This is a genomic window from Litorimonas haliclonae (assembly GCF_965138505.1).
Taxonomy (GTDB): domain Bacteria; phylum Pseudomonadota; class Alphaproteobacteria; order Caulobacterales; family Maricaulaceae; genus Litorimonas; species Litorimonas haliclonae.
Genome location: NZ_CBCSCO010000002.1, coordinates 192161 through 215622, shown reverse-complemented (window position 1 = coordinate 215622; position 23462 = coordinate 192161). Strand labels below are relative to the sequence as shown.

The window sequence follows — 23462 nt, the reverse complement described above, 5'->3', positions numbered from 1 at the left end:
CATGGTATTCTGTGTCTATGCGTTTCGGTTATATTACTTAGTGATAACAAGTAATGGTTTTCTGTATCAAAAACTGCACGACAGGTAGAGGGGAATTTTGAAAATGTCGCCAGCTGGATTTAATCTCGCCAACCTTAAATTCCCGCCCCGTTTCGTAAGTCAACTTGGCGAAACTGCACGAATGAAGGCAATTTCATATGATAAGCTAGTGTTGTCTTTTACGCCGCCGCAAGTTTTCTCATATTCAAACTCGACTTGTTTGGCGCCTATAAACAGCAGCCTACTGGCTTTTCCGTTTTCTAATCTAACCGGTGCCGTCGCATCCCCGCCCCCCGCTACAGAAACATTCGCAAAACATTCTTCATCCGTCCCTCTGGGTAAGCGGACGAGCGTCCAAGCTTCTAAGGGTTGTCCAATGAGAGCATCGGGCAGAGAAACAGCTGTCCCATTTACCTCAAAATAAGGACGCGTGGTGCCTCTGAATGCGTATGGACTTGGCGCCTCCCCTCCGAGAACGGAACGAACATTTCCTTCTAGGTAAACAGGTCGGCCATCCTGAGGTTGATAAATCAACCTACTTCCTGCAACGAAGACAATTAAACCAATGACCGCCACTCCTACGAGTACAGCTAGACTTTGAAGTATATTTAAGCCTCCCCGTTTCAATATTGTTCTCATTTCAGGCTTAGTCATTGTTTTGAAGTCGGCAATCGAGGCCGCCGCTAAACCAATGAGAATGATCCCGACGAACCATAACGGCATCATATATCGAGCCTGAACTTGACCAAGCATTATCAGAGCGCCTGCAGCCACTAAGGAAGGAGTCAAGACTATTGCCGCCCTCGACCGCAATTTTTTCTTTGAAAAAATAATGATCAATGTAGATGCTAGAAGAAGCAACCAATATGTGTGCGCCAAAAAAGCAAATATTGGCTTTATATCTATCGTCTCTTTTGGCGTTGCTTCGCTCGAGGCACGCTCGGGAGATCCCACTCCAAAACCAAGGCTTGCAAAATTCATAAGCCTTTCCGCTTTTCTGAATCTATGGACTACTGATCCCATCGGGTCGTCCGACATATTCGCTACGGCAAGAGGAATGGCTTCATCACTTGATTCGTACCGATATGGCCTGAAAAATCTTCCGATATCATTCGAGTATGACCCATCGCCGTAAGAATTGGTGTGCGCGGCAATCCAATACTCGGTAAGACCGCCCGCTCCTCGCTCAAATTTATGGAAATTGTCTGCACCCGGAACAATGTTCTGCGCGCACATGGCTATCAAGACAGGAAGAAATAGAAAGCCTGTTTTTGCAAGGACATTTTTGAAAAACTGAGATGTGAATGGTCGTGCTTTGGTGGCTACCTCACTAAAACTTCCGCCGATGATGAGCGCAAGAATGCCTCCAACCACGTAAAATGGTGTAGCGGCTTTAATAAATTGAATCCACCCCAACGCCATTCCGAGGAATATAGCGCTGGCTATGAACAGAAGGAAGGTCCATTTCCGATTAAAAGTTTGAGATAGACGTGAGGCATCCACCCGACATAATTCGACAATATATACGATGCATAATAAGAACACAGCCGACCCTGGCAGGTCGTGTGTTGGTATTATGGCCCAGGCGATTGGCCCCGCACATAAGAGTGTTGCGAACATTGCAATTTTGGATGCATAGATCCCAGCGCATCTATACGCGATCCACCCAACAGACACTGCGCAAGAAAAAATATATAATACATTGAAAACTTCGAAAGATAGCTCGTGGTGTCCGAATAAAAAGACCGCCGGTGAAAGCATTGCCCTCGCTCTAGCATGGTAAACTGAGCCCCAGTCTACTTCTAAGCCTTGCGAGAATTGACGCGCAAGATCCCAATAAGCTTCAAAGTCACTTTTCAAGTCCCCAGAAAACAAACATACATATAGGAAGGCGAGCGCTGCAATCGGAAGTGCCAGCAACACTATCTTTCCGAAAACGCTTTTCGCGGCGCTATCCTGCCGGGTAAACGTAGCGTTGCGTAAAACGACGATAGATATCAGAGCAAAAGGTATTAATGATAGCGCCATTGCCTTCGGATGTGCTATGAAACCGTCAAGAAATGTGAAATAGCCAAGTGTTAGCAAGACCGAAAATGTGACTAACACAGCAAAAGACATCCACTTTGGAAGCATCCCTTCATACCCGTCGGAAGGTAAATCAGCCGAGTGAAACTCTCCAGAATTTGAAATTACATCGTTGCTCATGGCAATACAACTATAACGTATTTTGATATGTTAATTGCCCCTTCGGCGTCTGCCGAGAAAAACGGATAGCTTTCCTGAGGACCAATAGCGGGATAAGCTGTCAGCGCCTCAAGGAGAAGAGGAGTATCGGAAGAAATCTCCCCGCATAGCGCTCCATTTGCCATGAATGCATCGCCACTAAGGCCACGGTCCCCCCGGAGCTGGGCCTGCATGGTTATGGGATCGGCTACAACCGTAGTTTTCTGATCCCCGAAGGTAAATCGAATTCCTACGGAGGCTGTTGGTGTCAGACTTTCATATTTGAAACAGAATAGAAATGTCTGTCCTTCCGACGCCTCATTCACCTTTATATAGCGGGTATTATAGCCAGGCCCATCGTCAATAACTGCAAAGCTATCAAGTTTCTCAACAATTGCGTGGGGGTAGTTTTCAACTAAATAATCAAGCGGCAAAAACTTAATCTCCCCTTCGCTATTTTGGGGCGACACTGGACGAGCTATTTCATGTCTGGCATCACTACACCCACCTAGCGCGACCATGGCTCCAAAAAGTAATGATTGTAAAAAATTTCTCATATTGCATTTCTGATTTTTATTTTGAAAACCATCAGGAACAGACTACTTCCTGGGCGTAGCTTAGAAAACATTGTTGACTACTATGCAAGTTTTATCCCCCACAAAGTGTTCTCGGAATAGCCACCAGCATCTCTCAAGAAATGTTTTGGGAGAATTAGTTTCCTATAATCTCCGGATTTAGCGTGTAGATTAACTGGAAACGCACGTTTGGACGCATCATCTACCAATATTACGACTATAAAGTTTCATACCCGAGGGTCGTGGATAAACTCTTCATTTTCGTTCCAATTTTGTCACTTAGCTTCTCAGGTATCTCCAATTTCGGGCCGCTATATACATTCGTCTTCACATTATCTTTCTTATCGTTTGAACCAACATACCCGTACTCCTCGAGTGTTTTTGAAACATCTGGCTCGGAAAATTGCACACCTAAATCCTGCTGAATTTTGTTGAGCACTTCTATTAAGTCAGTACGCATCTCCTCAAATGAGACTGTGGAATCCGGATTATTTTTCAGAGAGACTTCAAAAAATTTGTTCACAAAATCGATATTGTGATCGACAAACTCTTCCAGTGACATTTGACTGCCATAAAGCTTTCTATATGCGGGTTTTCTAAAAGATCGTGATGTCACAATTTTGGCAGGATGACGTTTCAAAAAAATGGTTTTCTTCGGGGGGCCCATAAACCTCGCTAGTCTCCACCCTGATAGATGAGCGGAATTTATAAAAACCGCTTTCTCACTGTCTTGAGGCAGCGAACTTGCGTGCGTTAAATGTATGCAGTCTAAAAACAGAGACCGATCAAGCACGCCTAAAGCTTTTAATTTAGTCATCATACTGGGGGGCAAGTAAACCTCGCCACATGAAATCATACCTGCAGCAGATTGCAAAACACCTTCCAGCCAGTGCGAACCGGAACTTCCGGCGCTAATAAGAAAAACTGTCACCGGACGATTGGTCTTGCGAGTTTCCGCGAAAGAAATTATTTTCTGCAAAACCTCTTCGCGCGACCCCGCCTTGAATTCAGCTTGAATTTTGGCAAGAGATTTTTCAAATTTCGTAATTTGGATTGATCGGCTCTTGGGCCAATACTCGTCGAGGTTATTGGCGTATTCCACAAACAACTCGGCCCAAACTGGCACATTCTCAGTCATACAACGCCTTAGCTACGCAATTCATGTCATTTTTTAGATAGTGGCTTGTTTTTTTTTCAAATACAATCACCGACCTTAAAATACATTGTATTTTAGTCGCGAGAATGAAAATTACTAGTTTTCGTCAAAGCATAAATTTGAAATTCGAATTTGAATTTTTCAATACTGTGCGACAGAAATCTCCTTTTCATCGCAATGTGTCAAAAAAATGAAAGTGCAGGAAAGATTTTCACTCCGCGTTTCAAGGGTTGGAAACGGCTCATATTCATTCAATTTATAAATGTAATGGCAAGCTCCCTTCCAACGCTATAAAGCACTAAGAGTTTCTCAGTCAGCGGGATCATTTATCCGCAGAACCGTATGATATGTTTGAATGAGACGGCTGATGTGGCTGTCCCAATTTCGATCGGTCTCAATAAAGTTCCTCGCATTTTTCCCAAGTTGTTTTCGAAGATCTGGGTCATCTATAAGCTCCCGCATTTTTGCGGTTAGGTCTTTGATCTGTCCGGCTTCGAAGCAAATCGCACCTCGGCTGTCCTCCGCAAGCTCTGCAAGCGGCCTAACATCTGAGAAGATCGCTGGAAGTCCGGCGCTAAAGGCCTCTAAGGGCTTTAATGCACTTACAAGCCTTGTTACTTGATTGGGCCTGCGCGGAAGCACGACGACGTCAATTTGATTATATATCGCCTCAAGGCCCTCACGGCTAAACGCCCCATGGAAATGAACCATTCCCTCATGCGGCCCTTTGGCCGCGCGCCTGAGCAGCGGCTCTATTGAGCCATGCCCGGCAAGATACAAACGAACATTCTCACCTTTTTTACACAGCTCTAGAAACGCTTTGATGAGAAGGGTTAGCCCTTCATATTGAACGAAGCTCCCGACATATCCAAAGGTGATTGGCCCTTCTGAGATAGGCTTTGAGGACGTTACAGTCGAAAATAGGTTTGGGTCGCCGCAATTAGGCAGGAGCGAGACATTTTCGCGTGAAGCCCCTCGCCTTACAACTTCATCAACCATGGCGCCGTTCAGGGTTAATACATGATCGACGGAACGAATTATATAGCTTTCCAGATTGACCTGCGCCTCATACCCAGCCGACATCTCATATTTGGGATGATTCGCTAATCTTGTGACCTCCCAAAAACCACGGACTTCATAAATAATAGGTATGTTTAGCGAATTTGCCGCTCTCGCCGCAGCATACCCCGTGATGTGGTTTGAGGCGGCATGAATTAGGTCTGGCTTGAAATCAAACGCTTCCTTCTCGATAATTTTTGAGTAATGATTCTGATAGCTCTCCCAATTTCCACAGACGTCTATTGCTAGATTGTGACGACCATATTCGACGCCATCCAACTCTTCATCATAACCCGGCTCAGGAGTAGGCCTGAGGACAACACGAACATTATGGCCTGCACGGGCGAGTGATTTTACAATCTCATGAGTGCGAACCGAATATCCATTTTTGTGTTCAATCAGACTCGTGTGAGCCACATATAATATCCTCAACGGCCCTTTCGTCGGGGACGATTTGGTTTGAACATATTTAAAATCGCAAACATGAGGTCTGCTTGCGAGGCTCAATAGTTCCCTAGCCCTTTTCACGACCGCCCTTTGGTTATCTGTAATTGATAAACCTTCGAGCATTCTGGCATTATTCTTTGATAGAGCTCGCAGTATTTGTTTTGCAAGAAGCGGCGGTATATCGTCGGGAACACATTCCTTTTCCCTCGGCAGACCAATAGACATGTATGAAGACAAGAGCGTTTTTCGCCTTGCAGCTAAAATGTCCAAGTAAACGCGGAAAAAATCAGGCAAGCGACCCCATCGCCAAGGACGTGGGGCGACATCAATGACGACCGATTGAAGTAGTCGTCTTAACCCCCAACTCGTATGTGGACGTTCATACAACTCTTATCGTCCGAACTTTAAAATAACGAATAATCCGAACCTGCGGCTCTAATAGCCGCAATCCTTATACCCGCTGTCCCGTTGAAAGATAGGTATAGCGACCTTCCGCAAACATTTCTCGAGACATGATAACTGGGCCGTCTACAATCAAAGCCGTGTCGCCCATTCCCGAGAAGTCAGAGGCTGTTAGGACATTATACTCGGAATGCGCCGTCATAATAAAGACAGCTTCGGCGCCTTCGAGAGAGGCCTGCAAATTTGATGTTAAATAAGGCTCACATTCATTATGTAATTTAAATAAAGTCACATGCGGATCGTGAGTTTGCCAAGTATAGCCTCGTTTTGACAGCTCGCCAATTAATAATTCAGTCGGAGTATCGCGGGCATCATCGATGTCCCCCCGATAGGCCGCGCCCATGATCGCAACTTTACTACCACGACTCAGGCCAGCACTCTCAGCGCGATCAATCAAGCGAGAGGCTTGAGTGTCATTAATTTCACGGCTCTGAGAAAGCAATTTTGTTTCTTCCGGGAAAGCTTCAATAAGAAACTTTGGATCTACAGGTATGCAATGTCCGCCAACACCGGGCCCTGGAGTGTGAACGTTAACCCTTGGGTGCATATTCGCCAACGCTATTACCTCCTTGACGTTCACATCAGTATTTTCCGCAATCCGTGCAAAAACATTAGCCAGTGCGATATTGACGTCTCGGTACGTATTTTCCATCAGTTTCGAAAACTCAGCGGTGGCGGCCGTAGTTAATACCGGCTGACCGTTGCAGAATGCCGCATAAAACTTCTGAGCCTTTTCCGCAGCCTTAACAGTCAGGCCCCCAATAATGCGGTCATTATCGAGTATTTCCCGAATAGTATTTCCCGGAAAAACACGCTCAGGACAATAGCAGACATCAACATCAGATTGTGGGTCGAGTCCAACTTCCTTCAGAGCAGCGCCGATGATTTTTTCGGTTGTGCCGATTGGGCTGGTGGATTCGAGTATAACTAAATCACCCGCCTTAACACATGGTGCGGTCGCCTTTATGGCCGATTTGACCATGCTCAGGTCTGCTTTGTCGTCCTTTCCAACAGGCGTTGGAACACATATCACGAAAACATCGGCAGGTTCGGGATCCAAGCTTGCTGTTAATGTTCCGGCCTTCAATACCGACTTGACAAGGTCGTTTACGTCAGACTCTTCAAGCCGACACTCACCGCGCTGTAACTCTTCAACCAGCTTTTCATTTTTATCCATGCCTTGGACTTTAAATCCGGCTCTAGCGAGCAAAGCTGCTGTAGGCAAACCTACATACCCCAATCCGACGACTGATACCGTTTTCATAATTCAAATTCCGTAATTTTAAGAAGGCGTGTTAAGAGAATTATCAATGATTTTGCAAATCCTTAATGCACTTGCGCCGTCGCCAAAGGGATTTTGATCGACAATCATCTTTTTTCGCTCAACTTCTGAATCTAGCAACCGCCTCGCTTCAGAAAAAATTTTGTCAGGGTCCGTTCCGATGAGCTTAGCCGCCCCCGCATCTACACTTTCCTGGCGCTCTGTAGTTTCCCTCATAACAAGTAGCGGAACCTTTAATGAGGGCGCTTCTTCCTGAATTCCACCGCTATCGGTCAAAATGAGAATCGCCTGCTTCATAAGGGATACAATTTCTGGATAGCTTACGGGCTCGATAAGCTTAAAGTTGGTGACGCCGGCTAACACCTCATGTGCTAAATTTCGAACATTTGGATTGAGATGGACAGGGTATACAAAAACTTTTTCCGGATACTCCGATGCCAATTGCTTAAATGCTTCAAATACAGCTCTAAATTTGTCGTGGTTCTCACGCCTGTGCCCCGTAATTAGAACCAAATCTTTCCCATTAGAATCCACAACGGGCGGGTGATCACGAGACGCTGTCTCTAACAATGCATCAATCACGGTATTTCCGACCTTAAAAATATCGCCCGAGAGATTTTCGGCCTCAAGCGCTTCGACAGACTTTTGGGTCGGCGCAAAATGCCATTTCGCTACACGGGCCGCCATTTGGCGATACCCTTCTTCAGGATAAGGCCGGTCAAGAGTATGCGTACGGAGTCCAGCCTCCACATGGCCAAAGCTAACTTTATTATTAAATGCCGCCAGAGCTGCAGCCAAGACAGTCGTCGTGTCTCCTTGAGCCAGAACTGCGTCAGGCTGATACTTAGAAATAAGCTCATCAAGGCCAACAAGACTACGCGATAAAACCTGATTAACCGTCTGATTAGGCGTCATCACCTTCAAGTCTTCGTCAGGCTTGATTTCAAACCAGTCAAAGACTTGCTTTAGCATTTCCCGGTGTTGTCCGGTAGATATCAAGACAGGGGACAATCCATCATATTTCAGCATTGCTTTATAAACAGGGGCCATTTTGATGGCTTCTGGCCGAGTCCCAGCAACTATGAAAACTTTATGATCTGACATATTAGATTACCCTGTAAAAATTTGCGTCATTAAAAGCAATTCCCAAAAATACGCATCATACCCAGTTAGATCCAAAGTCTGCATGATAATACCGGATAGTTCAAAATAGGTCGTCTGCCCCTACAACTCTAAAGATAAGACCTCAAGTGTAATTATTGGAATGTAATTCCAGCATCTACCTATAGACACAGCGGCTAACCCTGCCTCTAAAGTCTAATGCTTTTAAACTGTGATTACACAAGAAATTCTTATAACACTCATAACTTATGATAGAGCAAAAACACTCATTGCCATTAAATGTCTTGTTTATCTCACGACATCACCCCCCTATTCAAACAGGCGGCTCTCGAAGAAGTGAGAATTTGGTCGCAGGCCTACGCTCTTTAGGCGCAAAGGTCACGATTATATCGCCAGAAATACATGAAAACGATCCCGCGCAAGTCACTATATTCCATCCGCAGGCCGAGCCTGCTGCAGAGGTGAACAGAAAGGTTCTCTCAAAAAAGACCATTTTTAGAGACATTATTCGTCGCCACACTTTTCTCCCCGATCCAGATATTCGATGGGCCCATCGTGTCCTCAAGCATCTAAAAACACTAGACCTCAGCGCTTTTGACGTTGTCTTTACCTCCAGCCCGCCAGAATCGATCCATAAGGTAGGATATAAACTTGCGAAACAGCACAAATTGAAGTGGGTTGCTGATTTTCGTGACCTTTGGCTAGAAGACCCCCTAGTGGAAGCGCGTAAAAACCCCATTCGAAAATGGGTTGAAACCCAACTTGCTATCCGTTGGCTCAAATGTGCGGACGCCACAATATGCGTAAATTCTGTAATAGCGTCCGAAATTGAGCAGCTGTCCCAGAAGCCCGCGCGCGTTGTTGAGCCTCATGCCGTTCTAAAGGCAGCACCCAAAGCTCTTGACCCTTCGATATTTCACGTCGGTCATACCGGATCTTTCAACCTATCTGACCCCAATCGTAAAATCGAGGACTTACTGGAATTTTTGAGCCGTCTTGTTGACCTATGTCCGCAATCCCACCTTCACGTCGCAGGCCGCCTCCTACCCGAGGAAATTGAAACGGTTAAAGCGAGTCCCTTAAGCAATAAAATTACAGTTTACGGCTTACTCTCCCCTACCGAAACCCAAAGCTTACAACTCTCAATGTCGGCGTTGATATTGGTTTTATCACCTCAAAGCCGCGCTATTCCAGGAAAGTATTATGAGTATATGGCCTGTAATAAACCGATTTACGGAATCGGAGGTCAGCCGGAGATCCAGCAAAAACTGAATCTTGTTCCAACACTTAAGGATTTACTCGATTCGAATGCGATGAGACCCGATACTGATTTGGAGGCTGGCGTTAAAAAAATGCGAGAAAGCTTACAGAAAACTCTAAACGAATTGTTTTGATTTTTTAATTCTTCGGTAAACTGAAATGTGAGCCTCCAGCTGCGTACGAAATAAGACATATTTTCGTTATTCAAATTGTAAAGAGCGGGGCTCAACCTGAATAATATGCCTTCAGCCTGTCTAAGTACTATTTCAAGCTTGGCATATCAATCCGCGTCAACAATTTCATCTAAGAGTGCTTGGGCCTTTGTAAGGCCGGCAGCTTTAGCATTCAGTAACAACCTCTTTATCTGATCTAGGTCGAAGTTCTTTTCATCCCGCAACAACCTTGCGAGATCATAAGCGGCCACGCCACTGCCCAGATCACTCGCAATTTTCAGAAGACGTTTCCCTAAATTTAGGTCGTATATGTCTTGTTTCTTATTTAGCGCCAATTTAGCTCCATGATATCCTGCGAGCTTGCTTCCACCCTCCGCAGCCATGACATAATATTGCAAAGCGACTTTAGGGTTAAACTTTTCAGGCATTATCTCTTTATCGGCGTAAAGTTGCGCCAATTTGAATTGCGCTTTTCTACTTTGATTTTTCGCCGCTTTTTCAAACCATTCTAAAGCTTCGGAAAAATCGCCACTTTCTTCTAAAATCTCTGCCAAACGCACAATTGATCCAGAATGGTTTTGCTGGGCCCCTGACAAATAGGCTTCTTTAGCCTTAACTTGGCTCGCTGCATCAAAATCCAAATTCTCGTATAGCTCCCCTAAGTGGTAATGGGCGGCCCGAACGTTATTCTGCATGGCCTCTATCAGGAGCGCTTCCGCTTTAGCGAAGTCACGCCTTGAACTTTCTGCGTCAATAAGGCTACGAGCATAGGGTAGAATTTCCCCGCTTCCACCAACTCTGTATGCCTTTTCTAACAAATCAAGTTTTCGATCTTCATCTCCAGTAGTTTCAGCATATTTCGCAGCTTCTTTTATCGCGTTCGGCCAAGATGTGCGGGCAGCTTTATCGAAGTAGTCATAGACCTCTCTAGCCGGAGCGCCGCGAGCAATTGCGGCCCGCGCTTTCATCAAGGACTGCGCCTCCTCATTTCGTGAATGCAACCCGCGCTTCAGAGTGATTTTCGGCCGAGTTCCAATGTAAATTTCTAGTGAATCGTCATTTCGGCGATAACGAATACCCCGAACTTCCCCCGCACCATCCCAAGTGACAGACTTCAAATTTCGACGGCCAGCTTTCACCTGTACATTGTTAAGCCCAATTACTGAATCTTTATCTTTGTGAATTTCATAAACGGCACTCATTATCATTTCTTTTGCTGGCTCTTCCAAAGAGACACCAACAGATGAAGCCGGCTCAAACGTACCTGGCGATAAGGATGTCCACCCCATGAGTTTATCGCCCTGCTCGTCACCATAATAGGATTTGACAGCTATCGGCAGCGAAGTTCCATCCGATAACGCACACCCGAAAGCGCCTTTTAATGAAATCTCAGGGTCAGAAAAAAGCGCGCGATAGGCCTCATTTTGAGCATCATCAATATTAGCTAAATCAATGTCCGGGCTCGCCAAATCTTCACTCTCGCCCCTACCGCTTCTCCAGTTTGCATTATATGCTAACGATACTTGTGCACCATCGGTATCATCACTGACCTCCCATGCTGGAAAAAACTGCCACCACTGTGTGAAATCATGAGTCGTCTCGTCAATACTCTCCAGCTCATCAATCACCACTAATTTCTCACCAGGAATGTACACGCATAAACGCTGATGATGCACCAAGGGCTCACGAATAATATCCATGTCTAAAATGACGATATCATGAGCAGTTTTTTCAACCACTGCAAAAGCTGACTGGTAAGCCGGAGACTCTCGTCGAGACTCTGTTCGATTATCAATTTCTACTGTATTATGAGCGTGGGCTGATTCAACGTAAATCCGGTTCGGGTGATCGTAATAGAAACCTCGAGCACGCAAATCTGACTCATTCGGCGTCTGACCCTCATAGGCGTATCGCCCTGGATCCGCTAGAATTAGCATATCATTCTCAGCCCAAATCAACGATAGATCATCAAGTTGTTTGTGAACGAGTGAATGGAACCAGCCACTTGCTGCTAAAAAAGAATTTCGCCCTCCCCCCTCATCTGACTTGAACGAAGCGAATCCGCCGCCACGAGAATAATACAAATCACTTGTAAACCGCTCGCCCTTTTGCCCATTCGTTACGAGGAATTGTAATTTTGGAGAATATTGTTCCAAGACAGAGTCGTCTTCAGGACGAAGGCGAGAGGCTTCCATGAGATAACTATCCCCAAAAGGAGCTAGTACTCCGTTCGGCATAAACATTGCCGCTTGAGCTGGTTGTAAGCGTGAAAACGTATCCATAAGCGCTTTTTCATCCTCTCGCTCTGAATCGAGCAAAACGACAATGGACTTTAGCGCGCGAAGGACCAATGAGTGGTAAATTGGGGAATGTTCAAGGTGAACTCCGTCATCGGACAAAGCCGTCGACAGATAGTTTCGAATTCTGCTGACAGCAAGGCATCGGTCCTCTTCAACCTTATCCGATATTTCCGGTAATTGCCGGATGAGCGCAAGGAGCCCCATTGATTGGTACATTCCATGATTGCTATGGGAGGCCCAATGGGAAGGGTCACGCAGGAAAATCAAATGGTCCCGCGCAGACTGCTTCAACAGCTTTTGCGTTTCATCCCCCATAACGCCATCTGGATTTATCGTCAGTAAATGCCCAAGGATTGCCGCCCGTATACCAGCAGCCATATCGTACCAGGCAAGATCATTTCCTCTTGTAGTTCCGCTCAGATCTACTCCGTCATAGGGAAATTTTTCGGCCCAATCAGCCACCCAATTTGCTACAAATTTGCGTTGATCCTGAACGCTGGCTTCTGACTCATCATTTGAGTTTGCGTTGAGAAGGATGGGAGTAAAGTCAAGCCATGTGTTTAATTTGTAATGGCTGGATCGGTTTGAAGTCTCGTTCCCAGACCAGTCTAGAGAGTGGGTCTTTGGAGTAAACTTAGATAGAGTGTCTGCTGGAGACTCCCAAGAAATTTTAGGATTAGTATATTTAGCAAGCTCGGAAATCACAGTTTTTAACTGGCACTTCTCCATGAAACCAAAACTCATATCGAAGTTAATTATCAAGACCTGTAACTACCTCTAAATAAAACTAAACGCCTTAAAGGCGATGTTTGCCAATATACCCGTTCCGCTCATGGAGCAATAGTCCGCCAACTTTATTTCAAACCCAAAAAATAAACGCCGCCTTATGCTGAGGAATTAGAGTGCCTCAACTTCTCAAGCTTTCCCTTAGCAACTTCACTGCCCAAGTCTGCAGCAATTTTCAATAAAACAACAGCTCGGTCTAAATCATAAACATCAATGTCAGGGTTCATAAAAATCTTGGCGCCCTCATAAGCTCCCACTTTACTACCTGCCAACCCAGCCTTTTCATAATGTTTTGCCGCGAGCGTCATATCGAAATACTCTGGGGCCTGTACCTTAGAGCAATACAGATTTCCCAATCGCATGTGAGCCTCTGAACTCCCCCCCTCGGCAGCAGATGTCAGCCATTTAACAGCCTCAACATAATTTAATTCCTCAGCTAAAATATCTGAATACTGCACCATAGATCCTATATGATCCCGCATTGCCCCCTTGCGAAATTCATTTTTAGCCTTAGCCAGGTCGTGACCTTCAAAAGACTTATCTAAGTACAGATTTCCTAAGTAAAAATGCGCAGCTCTAACATTCTGCTCAACGGCATAATTTAATAATGAATAAGCCTTTGATAAGTCATAAGCCGCGTTAGTAGCATTGAGGTGAATTTGAGCTAACTTCAATGCTTCAACTCCATCTCCGCTTTCCTGAGCTAAACTCGCCATTTTAAAATGCGTTTCGTCATCCCCAATAGATCGTGCATATTCGGCAGCTTCATTAATGGCTTGCCCCCATCCATTGGCCGAAGCCGTCTTAAACAAATCGAATATCTCGGATGTCGGAGCTAATCCTTTTATTGCCGCACGAGCTTTATAAAGTGCCTGCGCGTCATAGTTTCTGTCTACAAGGGTTCGAGAAATTTTATAGGCAGAACCGTCTCCGAAACTTAACTCCAGCCCTTTCTTAGACCGCCGAAACTCTATTACTTTGCTGTCGTCACCACACTCATATTGCAGTTTTCTTACGCCGCCGGGTAAGGCTTCAATTTCCAAATGATCAACTGATGCTTCGAGTGAACCATTTTCACGAATCTCGAAGAATGAGGCAAAAAGAGCAGTTTTAGACTGAGTCGTAATGGTCTGACTTATCGCCGCCGAAGGTTTGAGGGTGAGAGGCCATAACGATGCCCAGCCAGTGTAACGACCTGCATTATCTACATCTCCATGATGTAGCTTTACTTCAGGTACATGGCATTTTTTTTCTTCCGTCCAAGCTGCTACTGCGGCACGTACGCTATACGATGCAGGAGGAATGGTATTCTCCGAGAGCAATCTTGGCTTGGATTTTGGACTATGGTCGAAATATTTGGCTAGCCAATCTTGATTAAACCTCGCAGAGATGCCGGATTTATCAGCTTCGACTTGCCATGCTGGAAAAAACTGATGCCACTGCGTGTATGTTCGAGGCGGAAGCGGGCTTTCATTTTGCTCTTCTGACTTACGAGAAAACAACTTAGAGATTTTCTTGAAGCCCTGCTTCGGCTTATCGCCCGCCACCCATCGCTCATCCGTTAATTCATCTATTATAACTAACGACTTAGAGGGCGAGTAAATAAATAAGCGTTGATGCCGAACAAGTGGCTCCCTTACTATTTCAGTATCAATAACGACGGTTCCGTCGTTTAGCTTAGCACTTGCCGCCAATCCAGACTGATAAGGTAGAGCGAGTCTCCGATTATCGCTTTTCCCATCAATCTCGACCGTATTGTGGGCATGGGCTGACTCTACGAAAACGCGTTTAGGGTCGCTGTAAAAATAGCCCTCTTGGCGAAGTTTTGACGCATCTTCTGTTTTGCCTTCATAACCATATCGGCCCGCATCGGAAAGTATAGGAACTGAATTCTCAGCCCAGATCGGGCTAAGCTCGTCAACATGTTTATGAATTATGGAGTGATGCCATGCCGAAACCGCTAAATAGGAATCGTCAAATTCTCTGCGGCGTTTTTTGTACGAACAAAACCCCCCTCGAGGGAAACTCAGTAACGGCTCAATGTCCTCTGTCGATTGTGTTTTTACAAAATCGGACTTTAACGAAGGCTTGAGAACATTCAAAACTTCTGGGTTTTTCGGGATTGTCGATTCTGAAGTCGTATACCTACCGTCTCCAAATGGGGCAACTAGCCGGTTCGGTAATATCATTGCGCTCATCGCATCCTGCATTCTTTCAAAGAGATCTGCAATCCATCTTTCATCGTCATTGCTGGCATTTAGCAAAGGTGCGATTTCACTCAGAGATTTGAACATGAAATTATGGTATTCACAGGAATGCTCGAGATGGACGCCATCTTCACTAAATGTGGATTCTAAATATTGCCGAAGTCGCTGACTTGCGAGCTTTCTGTCGGCTTCGGAGTTTTCACTAATATCCGGAGTTTGAACAGAAAGAGCAAATAGACCTGCTGATTGGAAAAACCCATGATTACTATGCGCCGCCCAAGTGTCAGGCAAGCGCAAGGCTGTCAAATGCTCCCGGGCACATGAGAGCAAGCTCTCCACCATTTGGTTTGGTAAAATTTTACGGTGGGTGTAAAATAAAATTTGGCTCAAAATAGCCGCGCGCATGCCAACCGCCATATCATACCAAGCGAACTTGTTAGCTATATTCCCGCCGGTCGGGTCCTCAGGGTTAAAAGGAAAAACAACATGCCACTGCACCATCCATGCCCCACAAAACTTGAGAAGGTCGTCATACGGTATAGTGCGACTATCCTCTTCGTTTTTGTATTCAGTTAACGTTGAATAGAAGATGGGCGTAAAATTTAGCCAGGCATTACGTCGATACTTTTCTGAACGAGATTCAGAGTCGGTTCCCGCCCAATCGTATCTATACTCTTCAGGTGTAATACGGCTAATTATGTCATGAAGTTTTCGGAGGTTCAAACTAGGATCAACGTCTTTCGCGAAATCCCTCAACGCAGTTTCAAGTTTCTGGTTGGATTTATTACCAAAGGCAACAATCGTCGCCTTGTCTGGACGTGTTTTGGTATCTTCCATTTATATAACTCAAACAATATTCAATTTTATATGACCCAAGCGTGTATAGATCTTGGGGCCGCGAAAGGGACTTCCTACCTCAGAAGTCGAAGTACTTAACCGCCTAAAATTGACATCTTTCGGCTACATCTACAAACAACTCGGCGCCGCGCTTTTCCAAAGAGTCTTTTAAGCGATTCACGAAATCCTCACCATTATCGCCCGTACATTGCTCATCGAAAGCTATCAGGGCAGCAGCGCGATACTCTCCGGTTTTGTAAAGTGCAGAAGCATAACGCCGCAGAACATGAGGCGTAACTTCTGGCATTATTATAATAGCCTGCTCCAAGAGCTCGACTTCACGTTTGTAGTTTTCACTTTTGTTTGCTCGGACAGCTGTTTTTAACAAGTGCCGAGCTTTTTCTTCATTTTTGTTTGGGAGGGGTGTACTTTGATTCACTTTTCACTCTCCTTCAAAATAAGCATTATTTTTTGTTTTTGCGTCGGGCAATTGCCTTCTTGGAGGCCTCTACATTAGTATTATAGATATTAACTGATACCTTATCCCAATCTCGGTTCTCCGCAACATAGTCATAAGCTGCTGAACTAATTTCTTTAAACGTATCTTGAGAAGCATGAATACGCTTGAGCGTTTGCGTTAGCGACTGAGCGTCCCCTGCCTCGAATAAGAAACCTGTCTTTGAGTCTTCAATTAGGTCTGCGATCGGCGCCACATCGGACGCCAAACATACCCGATTCGAGGACATAGCTTCTAACGGTTTCAGCGGACTAACAAGTTGACAAACTCGATGCGGCAAACGCGGGACGATTACGATATCAGCAGAATTAAACCATTCTGGAACAACTGACGGGTCAACTCGCCCTGCAAAATGTACAATTTCGTCTAGCTTGAGATGTTTTGTGAGGAGGCGCAGTTCTTTAGCATATACCCCACCCCCGACAATGTTTAGTTTGAACATACGTTGTAAATCGTCGTCGCCCGCAAGCGCCGTTAACATAAGCTGCAATCCTTCATATTCGGCTAAACTTCCGATGTAAGTGAGCGTCAAAACCTCCTGACTTTCCAGGCTATATTGCGGTAGCTGGTCTTTCAGCTCAGGGTTAATTATTGCGCAATTCGGGGCTAAACCCGCTGCATTAGCTCCACCCGCAAGCTCAGAAAATGTACCAGGTTCTGCACCTTTGTCATTTGGCGGAAAAAATATCTCTTTAACTTGGCGAGTAATGAAAAATGTATGATCCGCATTTGCAATCAAATAAGTCTCTAAAGCCCTTTCAACAGCGTAACGTTCGGTTTTTTCCCAGCCGGGCCTTTTGGCAGATGTCGTCTCTTCCCAAAGTCCGCGAACTTCATAGGTAAAGGGTAATCCTAAAGCTCGTGCAGCGATGAAAGCGGCCATTCCGTTCACATGATTTGACGCTGCCGTCACAGCATGGACGTCGTTTTCTATAAAAAACTCTACAAGAGAGAATGCCGCCTCACGGGCGTATTCAATCAAACTGTCCTGCATGGCAGTCTTACTTTTCAAATGATGATACCGAATAGAATCAACTTCGCTTACGAGTTCTTCAGATATCTCCCCGACCTGCAAATCAAATCGGTCGAATGGGAAACCAGGGCGCGTGACGACCACTAATTTTCCACCCGCGCTCTTGGCGGCGGCATCCATTGAAGTAACCAGTTGATGAGTTCGAGTAGTATACCCCACCTTGTTCATAGGAAGGGAGCTGGCGGCAACATAAGCCACATTTCGGAAGTCACCTTCCGAACTCAAGGCCCGACTAGATAAGCTGTTTCGCAATTGCTCGACCATTGCCACAACAACGCCGTCCACAGATCGTTGCAAAAATTCATTCTCTGAAAAAATTCGGTTTTTACGAATTGCTTCATTTGTATTGAATCTTACGTTTTCAATGGAAGTCAATAAATTGTGTGAGGACGTTACATCCCCCCCATCATAGAGAGAGAACGCCAAGAATTTTTTTTCGTGGGACCCCATATTTTCATTCTTGAGAAGACGGGCATAGTTTCCGGCCTCTATGGGATCAGACACCCGCAAAGCTTTAATCCTTGCGATACCATCCTTGACCACGTCCATGTCGTATTTGCGCATTACAGTGATGATTTCAGCTGGAGACATGCCCTCTGTGATCACACCAAGTCTACGAAGTCGGCTTTCCCGACGAGAACTTTTGTAATCGTTCCGAAAAAACCTAATAATCGCTCGAGTTGCGTCTCGGATCCCAATATCCCGGTTTAGAGCATCAAGAATTAACTTCCCTAACTTATACTCGATAGATACATCAGCCGTTTTCACCTGTACGCTATCACGTAACTTTGCTTCAGTTTCACTTACCATAATCGCAAGCTCACTAGATTTGATGCCAGTCAAATCGGTTGTGACAAATCTATTTTGACTCAGCAGTCCACGTGTCGACCTCAAAAAATCAGCTAGGACCTTCGCATTTGCCTGTGTGTTACCCTGTTCAGTAATTTGAGAGCCATTGCTATCGACAGGCTCGGATCCTTCTTTTGAACTTACGACGGAGTTTGCCACATAAGTCTCCATGAAATAAGATTGTGTAGAAAAAAGTGAATTTCAGTAACATTCAGCACGAGCGGTGTCTAACCTTGATTGTAATTTGAAGGGTCTGGTTATCGTAAGCTAACATTAAAATCATTGCCCCTTATACTCGTCCAACCTTGACTTTAGCTGCTGAAGCTGATCCCGGCGACTTTTCAGCTGCTCTCTAAGCTTCCTGTTTTCGAGCTGTAGTTTTTCAAATGCGCTTTTATCAGTCGCACCCGAAGGCTTTAATTTTTCGAACTCCAGCCAAAGCTTGCGCTTCTCCGCCTTCATCGACCTAAAATCCTTTCGCAAATCTGCTAACTTCTCTGTGGTTGTTTTTTTTATTGCACCCGTTTCCTGCATAGCCTCGAAATCCCCCTGCCGCTCAATTCGGCCTTTATTCAGAACGGCAAATTTATTGCAGGTTTTTTCGAGAAGTTTGTGATTATGTGAGGCGAGTATAAGAATACGCGATCGACCAATCATTTCAGATAAACGTTCTTCACACTTTTCGATAAATCTGGGATCCCCTGCGCCAATCCACTCATCCATGACGAGAACATCCGCATCAACAGAGGTTGTCACTGCGAACCCAAGGCGAGCGCGCATTCCTGATGAGTATGTCCCCATAGGCATATCGATGTAATGCCCAAGTTCGGCAAAACTGATAATATCCTCAATGCCTTTATAAACGTCATTCACAGGCATCCGCATCATCAATCCACGACGGATTATGTTCTCGCGGCCCGTCAAGCGCATATCAAACCCAAAGGTGGTACTAATAGTCGATGCTATCCGGCCTCTAACCATAATTTCACCCCGGCTTGGCTCTAAAAGCCCGGAAATAACCCTTATCAAAGTTGATTTTCCGGCCCCGTTATGACCCATCAGCCCAAGACGATCTCCGCTCTTGATGGTCATATTAATATCGCCGAGAGCAGTCGCTAAGTATTTAGAATTCTCTTTGCGAAAAGGCGCACCCGACTCAGAATCAATCCCCGACTCATGGCTAGCGGCATTCTCTCCGCGAAGCGTCTTCACGCCCTTTGTTGCATCTGAGTGAAAGGGGAATTCGACGTAGACACCGTTGAGTTTCACAAGCGGCGCATTTAAATCATCATAGTCCGGCATATCTTTAGACCCAGTAATGAATTTTAGAGCGCCACTTGATCATCAGGAGGCTAGATAAAATCAGAATGCCAACACACATCGCTCCAGCAACTCCCCAATTTGTCAAAGTCGGATAATATCCTAACAACGGCGCCCTCGCTATTTCTAGGTAATGAAAAAAGGGATTGTAATCGACAAAAATTGCTCGTTTCGAGCTTGCCCCTGAGGAGACCATCCAAATAACTGGGGTAACGAGGAACATGAGCCGCATAAAATTACTAATAGGCTCTTGAATATCCCGCAATCGAAGGCTCAACAGTCCTATCAAGATAAGCGTTGAGAATGACGAAGTTATATAAATTAAAAGAGCCGGAAGGAGTAAAAAGAAGGACGAACTTATCTGCACACCAAACGCAATAACGCATATAATATAAATGGGCGATGTAAGTAGGGCCGTATACACCAGTTCGAAGGTTTTTTTCAAAACGTAGTAATGAAATGGAAGCCGAACTGTTTCTATATGCCTCCCCATACTTGAGAAAAGAGACATCCCTTGGGTTACACTTGAATGAATAATCGTCCAAAAAATCATACTCGCCGCAAGATAGGGGGTAAATTCTGCATATTCATGATTACGTAAATAACTATACACGTAACCCAGCGCGAACACGAAAATCGCCATCCCCAATGGCACCCAAAGCCCTCCCAAAAGAAATCGGCGGTGCCGACTGCTAATATCCATTATCGCAATTCGAGTCCATGTCGTCCAAGAACTGAAAGCCTCAGATAAATCGGTTCGCCAAGCCTGAAAAGATGACTTACCTGTCGTGTACACGGGTAGCTTTTTGGATGATTTCCGCGTCGCCTCATGACTAGACTTTGTCACAGTCTCTTCTTCGCCAAGCCCCTCGGCAGAGCCTAAAATTGTCGTATCTGACGGATCAGGTGGTGTCTGAGGCATAATACGGTCAATCACAATCAACAATTATAGTTTTCAGGGCTATAAAGCGACATTATGAAACTTACAAACTGAGAATGGTTTATATCCTAAGAAAACCCACTCCCCTTCCTCTTTCGCACGATGAAAATATACATAGTTTATCATAGAAAATATATGTCAGACTCAAATTTAAACCTCTCACCCGTCCATATAGCCTATTAACGCGCTCCTCGTCTAAGCGTCCGCTGAGAGTCTCATATATGAAAAGAATTCGACCTATTTCCTTTACAGTCAATTTGTGAGACCATGGACATGGAAATAAAACCCAATCCCAGTAAAAATGTGACGTAATAAATGGAATTTATAGAAACCGCATTGAAGAGCGTATTTCTTATCAAAGCCCGCCGGTATGAAGATAAACGAGGTTTTTTCTCTGAAACATTTAAAAAAAAGACTTTTATGGCAATGACCGGACATCAAGGTCAGTTTGTTCAAGATAACTTTTCTTACTCTAAGAGAAAAGGAACGGTTCGTGGATTACATTATCAATCTCCCCCCAAGGCGCAAGGAAAGCTTGTGAGGTGCACACGTGGAAAAATTCTGGATGTCGCCGTAGATGCACGAAAAGGCTCACCAACTTATGGCCGGCATGTTTGCTACGAATTAAGCTTTGAAAACGGCGACCAGCTTTGGATCCCACCGGGCTTTCTTCACGGGTTTTCAACTCTTTCTGATGACAGTGAAGTCGCTTATAAATGCACGGAGTATTATTCACCAGAATGCGACAGTGCCATAATCTGGAATGACCCTATGTTGAATATAGACTGGAAAATTAACGGGGAAGCTTTTTTATCGAACAAGGATGCTTCAGCTCAACGTTTCGAAGACTTCATATCGCCATTTTAAATAGGACTTTGGGATGAAAATTCTTATAACTGGCGGGGCCGGATTTATCGGCTCAGCTGTCATTCGCAAAGCTGTCGCGGCAGGCCATCAAATTATCAATGTGGATTGCCTCACTTACGCCGCCAGTTTAGAGAGTCTTTCCTCAGTAATCGCCCCTAGCCTCTACCACTTTGAGAAAGTGAATATTCGAGATAGGGGGACAATCTCCAGCATACTTCAAAAACACCAGCCTGATTCCATTATGCATTTGGCGGCAGAGTCTCATGTCGACAGATCGATTGATGATCCTGGCGGTTTTATACAAACGAATATTGTCGGAACCTATACGTTATTAGAAGCCGCCCTTAATTATTTTGAAGGGTTGAAAGGTGAAAAAAAAGATCATTTCAGATTTCATCATGTATCCACAGATGAAGTGTACGGAGATCTCTCTAAAAACGACTTGGCCTTCACCGAAGAGACGCCTTACAAACCTAGTTCGCCCTATTCGGCATCGAAGGCGGCAGCCGATCACCTCGTTAGAGCGTGGCGCCATACTTTCGACCTCCCGGTTTTAATCACTAATTGTTCAAACAATTATGGTCCCTTTCAGTTTCCTGAAAAACTTGTTCCTACAGTCATACTCAAGGCCATTCGCGGTGAGCCCATTCCTGTTTATGGAAGCGGTGAAAACATTAGAGATTGGCTCTATGTGGATGACCATGCGGAGGCACTACTGCTTGCTTTGCAAAAAGGAAAAATTGGCGAGACCTACAACATTGGAGGCAATAATGAGCGCACGAACCTTGAGCTTGTTAAAACACTATGCTGCATTATTGACCGCCAACTAGACGACGGAGGAAATCGAGAAAACCTCATTAAGTTCGTCCCGGATCGTCCTGGGCATGATCGGCGATACGCGATAAATGCCAGTAAAATTAAAGATGATTTAGGGTGGGAACCGTCAATATCATTTAACGAAGGTTTCCAAAAAACAGTGGATTGGTATATATCTAATGAAAATAAATGGACACCCTTAAACGGTGCAAACGGGCAAGGTCGACTTGGGTTAAAAACGACTCACAAATAGAGAGTCAAAATATCTAGATTTTAGCATTCTTGCTTCAGTAAGTTAAAAGGCCTGTTTCATGCAGCATAAGGGAATAATATTAGCGGGAGGCACGGGAACCCGTCTGCACCCCAGCACCATTTCTGTATCGAAACAACTCATGCCCATCTATGACAAGCCGATGATATATTACCCATTATCCGTGCTGATGCAGGCAGGTATAAGAGAGGTGCTCATTATCACAACACCCCACGACAATCCGGCCTTCGTTCACCTTCTCGGTGACGGTAAAAAGTGGGGGATGACGATCAAATATGCCATTCAGGATTCTCCTGACGGATTAGCGCAAGCATTGATTATTGGGGAAGAATTTCTGGACGGTCACCCCTCTTGTTTGATTCTGGGCGACAACCTCTTTTTTGGCCTCGATATGTCTCCCGAGTTTATAAATTCTATGTCGAAAGAGCAAGGCGCAACCATATTCGGGTATGAAGTAAAAAATGCAAATGCATACGGCGTGGTTGGATTTGACTCCAACAATAATGTAATTTCTCTCGAAGAAAAACCCGAACATCCGGATTCAAATTATGCTGTTACCGGGCTTTATTTTTATGACAATAAAGCCAGTGAATATGCCCGAACGGTAACCCCCTCAGCGCGGGGTGAACTTGAGATCACGACTTTGAACCAAATCTATCTCGATAAAAAGCAACTGACGGTCAAGCTCCTCGACAGAGGAACAACTTGGCTGGACACGGGAACCCACCGCTCTCTTCTCTATGCTTCGCAATTTGTTCAAGTTATTGAACAGCGACAGGGCAAACGGATATGCTGCCCTGAAATGGCGGCTTATGAAAACAAATGGATAACCCGAGAGGAGCTTCATGCATTAGCAGAACCCCTCAAAAAAAGTGGTTATGGCGAATATTTATTGAAAGCCCGGTAACGAGTAAAAAAGAT

16 protein-coding genes are annotated in these 23462 nt (G+C 45.0%); 4 read left to right on the top strand and 12 right to left on the bottom strand.

What is annotated here, in order from left to right:
* Positions 1-159 precede the first annotated feature (159 nt).
* From ACNA05_RS05135 to wecB, 6 genes are all read right to left on the bottom strand, one after another.
* Positions 160-2244 (bottom strand): hypothetical protein, encoded by a 2085-nt coding sequence (locus tag ACNA05_RS05135; RefSeq protein ID WP_415810331.1) that lies wholly within the window; start codon positions 2242-2244, stop codon positions 160-162.
* Complete coding sequence (locus ACNA05_RS05130) at positions 2241-2819, bottom strand: hypothetical protein (protein WP_415810330.1); 579 nt, start codon at positions 2817-2819, stop codon at positions 2241-2243. The genes ACNA05_RS05135 and ACNA05_RS05130 overlap by 4 nt, the downstream gene beginning before the upstream one ends.
* Before the next feature lie 235 nt (positions 2820-3054).
* Positions 3055-3975, bottom strand: coding sequence for a sulfotransferase domain-containing protein (locus tag ACNA05_RS05125; RefSeq protein WP_415810329.1), 921 nt, complete (start codon positions 3973-3975; stop codon positions 3055-3057).
* Between the two features lie 327 nt (positions 3976-4302).
* Complete coding sequence (locus tag ACNA05_RS05120; protein WP_415810328.1) at positions 4303-5469, bottom strand: glycosyltransferase family 4 protein; 1167 nt, start codon at positions 5467-5469, stop codon at positions 4303-4305.
* Positions 5470-5950: 481 nt separating this feature from the next.
* Complete coding sequence (locus tag ACNA05_RS05115) at positions 5951-7225, bottom strand: nucleotide sugar dehydrogenase (protein ID WP_415810327.1); 1275 nt, start codon at positions 7223-7225, stop codon at positions 5951-5953.
* An 18-nt stretch (positions 7226-7243) separates the two neighbouring features.
* Positions 7244-8347 carry a non-hydrolyzing UDP-N-acetylglucosamine 2-epimerase gene (wecB, locus tag ACNA05_RS05110; RefSeq protein ID WP_415810326.1) on the bottom strand — a complete coding sequence of 368 codons (1104 nt, stop codon included), beginning with the start codon at positions 8345-8347 and terminating at the stop codon, positions 7244-7246.
* 266 nt (positions 8348-8613) lie between these two features.
* On the opposite strand from wecB, the gene ACNA05_RS05105 reads away from it, so the two are divergent.
* Positions 8614-9759 carry a glycosyltransferase gene (locus ACNA05_RS05105; RefSeq protein WP_415810325.1) on the top strand — a complete coding sequence of 382 codons (1146 nt, stop codon included), beginning with the start codon at positions 8614-8616 and terminating at the stop codon, positions 9757-9759.
* Between the two features lie 146 nt (positions 9760-9905).
* Here the strand turns inward: ACNA05_RS05105 and ACNA05_RS05100 are convergent, their stop codons facing one another.
* From ACNA05_RS05100 to ACNA05_RS05075, 6 genes are all read right to left on the bottom strand, one after another.
* The gene (locus ACNA05_RS05100) at positions 9906-12842 is read right to left on the bottom strand and encodes a heparinase II/III domain-containing protein (protein WP_415810324.1); all 2937 of its coding nucleotides are present in this window, start codon (positions 12840-12842) and stop codon (positions 9906-9908) included.
* A gap of 140 nt (positions 12843-12982) precedes the next feature.
* Positions 12983-15928, bottom strand: a complete 2946-nt coding sequence (locus ACNA05_RS05095) for a heparinase II/III family protein (RefSeq protein WP_415810323.1) — start codon at positions 15926-15928, stop codon at positions 12983-12985.
* A 103-nt stretch (positions 15929-16031) separates the two neighbouring features.
* A complete protein-coding gene (locus ACNA05_RS05090) occupies positions 16032-16367 on the bottom strand; it encodes a hypothetical protein (RefSeq protein ID WP_415810322.1) in 336 nt (111 codons plus the stop codon).
* Positions 16368-16392: 25 nt separating this feature from the next.
* The gene (locus ACNA05_RS05085; RefSeq protein WP_415810321.1) at positions 16393-18486 is read right to left on the bottom strand and encodes a glycosyltransferase; all 2094 of its coding nucleotides are present in this window, start codon (positions 18484-18486) and stop codon (positions 16393-16395) included.
* A 120-nt stretch (positions 18487-18606) separates the two neighbouring features.
* Positions 18607-19629, bottom strand: a complete 1023-nt coding sequence (locus ACNA05_RS05080; RefSeq protein ID WP_415810320.1) for an ABC transporter ATP-binding protein — start codon at positions 19627-19629, stop codon at positions 18607-18609.
* Between the two features lie 4 nt (positions 19630-19633).
* Positions 19634-20569 carry an ABC transporter permease gene (locus ACNA05_RS05075; protein WP_415810319.1) on the bottom strand — a complete coding sequence of 312 codons (936 nt, stop codon included), beginning with the start codon at positions 20567-20569 and terminating at the stop codon, positions 19634-19636.
* Between the two features lie 333 nt (positions 20570-20902).
* Here ACNA05_RS05075 and rfbC point away from each other — a divergent pair, with 333 nt between their 5' ends.
* The 3 genes from rfbC to rfbA are packed head-to-tail and all read left to right on the top strand — an operon-like array spanning position 20903 to position 23448.
* Positions 20903-21454, top strand: coding sequence for a dTDP-4-dehydrorhamnose 3,5-epimerase (gene rfbC, locus ACNA05_RS05070; protein ID WP_415810318.1), 552 nt, complete (start codon positions 20903-20905; stop codon positions 21452-21454).
* 13 nt (positions 21455-21467) lie between these two features.
* Positions 21468-22523 carry a dTDP-glucose 4,6-dehydratase gene (gene rfbB, locus ACNA05_RS05065; protein WP_415810317.1) on the top strand — a complete coding sequence of 352 codons (1056 nt, stop codon included), beginning with the start codon at positions 21468-21470 and terminating at the stop codon, positions 22521-22523.
* Positions 22524-22581: 58 nt separating this feature from the next.
* Positions 22582-23448: a glucose-1-phosphate thymidylyltransferase RfbA gene (gene rfbA, locus ACNA05_RS05060; RefSeq protein ID WP_415810316.1), complete on the top strand. Its 867-nt coding sequence runs from the start codon at positions 22582-22584 to the stop codon at positions 23446-23448.
* Positions 23449-23462 lie beyond the last annotated feature (14 nt).

Coding starts and splice junctions, on each gene's coding strand:
- ACNA05_RS05105 (WP_415810325.1), top strand. CDS start 8,614: ATGATAGAGCAAAAACACTCATTGCCATTAAATGTCTTGTTTATCTCA.
- rfbC (WP_415810318.1), top strand. CDS start 20,903: ATGGAATTTATAGAAACCGCATTGAAGAGCGTATTTCTTATCAAAGCC.
- ACNA05_RS05095 (WP_415810323.1), bottom strand. CDS start 15,928: ATGGAAGATACCAAAACACGTCCAGACAAGGCGACGATTGTTGCCTTT.
- ACNA05_RS05115 (WP_415810327.1), bottom strand. CDS start 7,225: ATGAAAACGGTATCAGTCGTCGGATTGGGGTATGTAGGTTTGCCTACA.
- ACNA05_RS05075 (WP_415810319.1), bottom strand. CDS start 20,569: ATGCCTCAGACACCACCTGATCCGTCAGATACGACAATTTTAGGCTCT.
- ACNA05_RS05125 (WP_415810329.1), bottom strand. CDS start 3,975: ATGACTGAGAATGTGCCAGTTTGGGCCGAGTTGTTTGTGGAATACGCC.
- ACNA05_RS05100 (WP_415810324.1), bottom strand. CDS start 12,842: ATGAGTTTTGGTTTCATGGAGAAGTGCCAGTTAAAAACTGTGATTTCC.
- rfbB (WP_415810317.1), top strand. CDS start 21,468: ATGAAAATTCTTATAACTGGCGGGGCCGGATTTATCGGCTCAGCTGTC.
- ACNA05_RS05080 (WP_415810320.1), bottom strand. CDS start 19,629: ATGCCGGACTATGATGATTTAAATGCGCCGCTTGTGAAACTCAACGGT.
- wecB (WP_415810326.1), bottom strand. CDS start 8,347: ATGTCAGATCATAAAGTTTTCATAGTTGCTGGGACTCGGCCAGAAGCC.
- rfbA (WP_415810316.1), top strand. CDS start 22,582: ATGCAGCATAAGGGAATAATATTAGCGGGAGGCACGGGAACCCGTCTG.
- ACNA05_RS05130 (WP_415810330.1), bottom strand. CDS start 2,819: ATGAGAAATTTTTTACAATCATTACTTTTTGGAGCCATGGTCGCGCTA.
- ACNA05_RS05135 (WP_415810331.1), bottom strand. CDS start 2,244: ATGAGCAACGATGTAATTTCAAATTCTGGAGAGTTTCACTCGGCTGAT.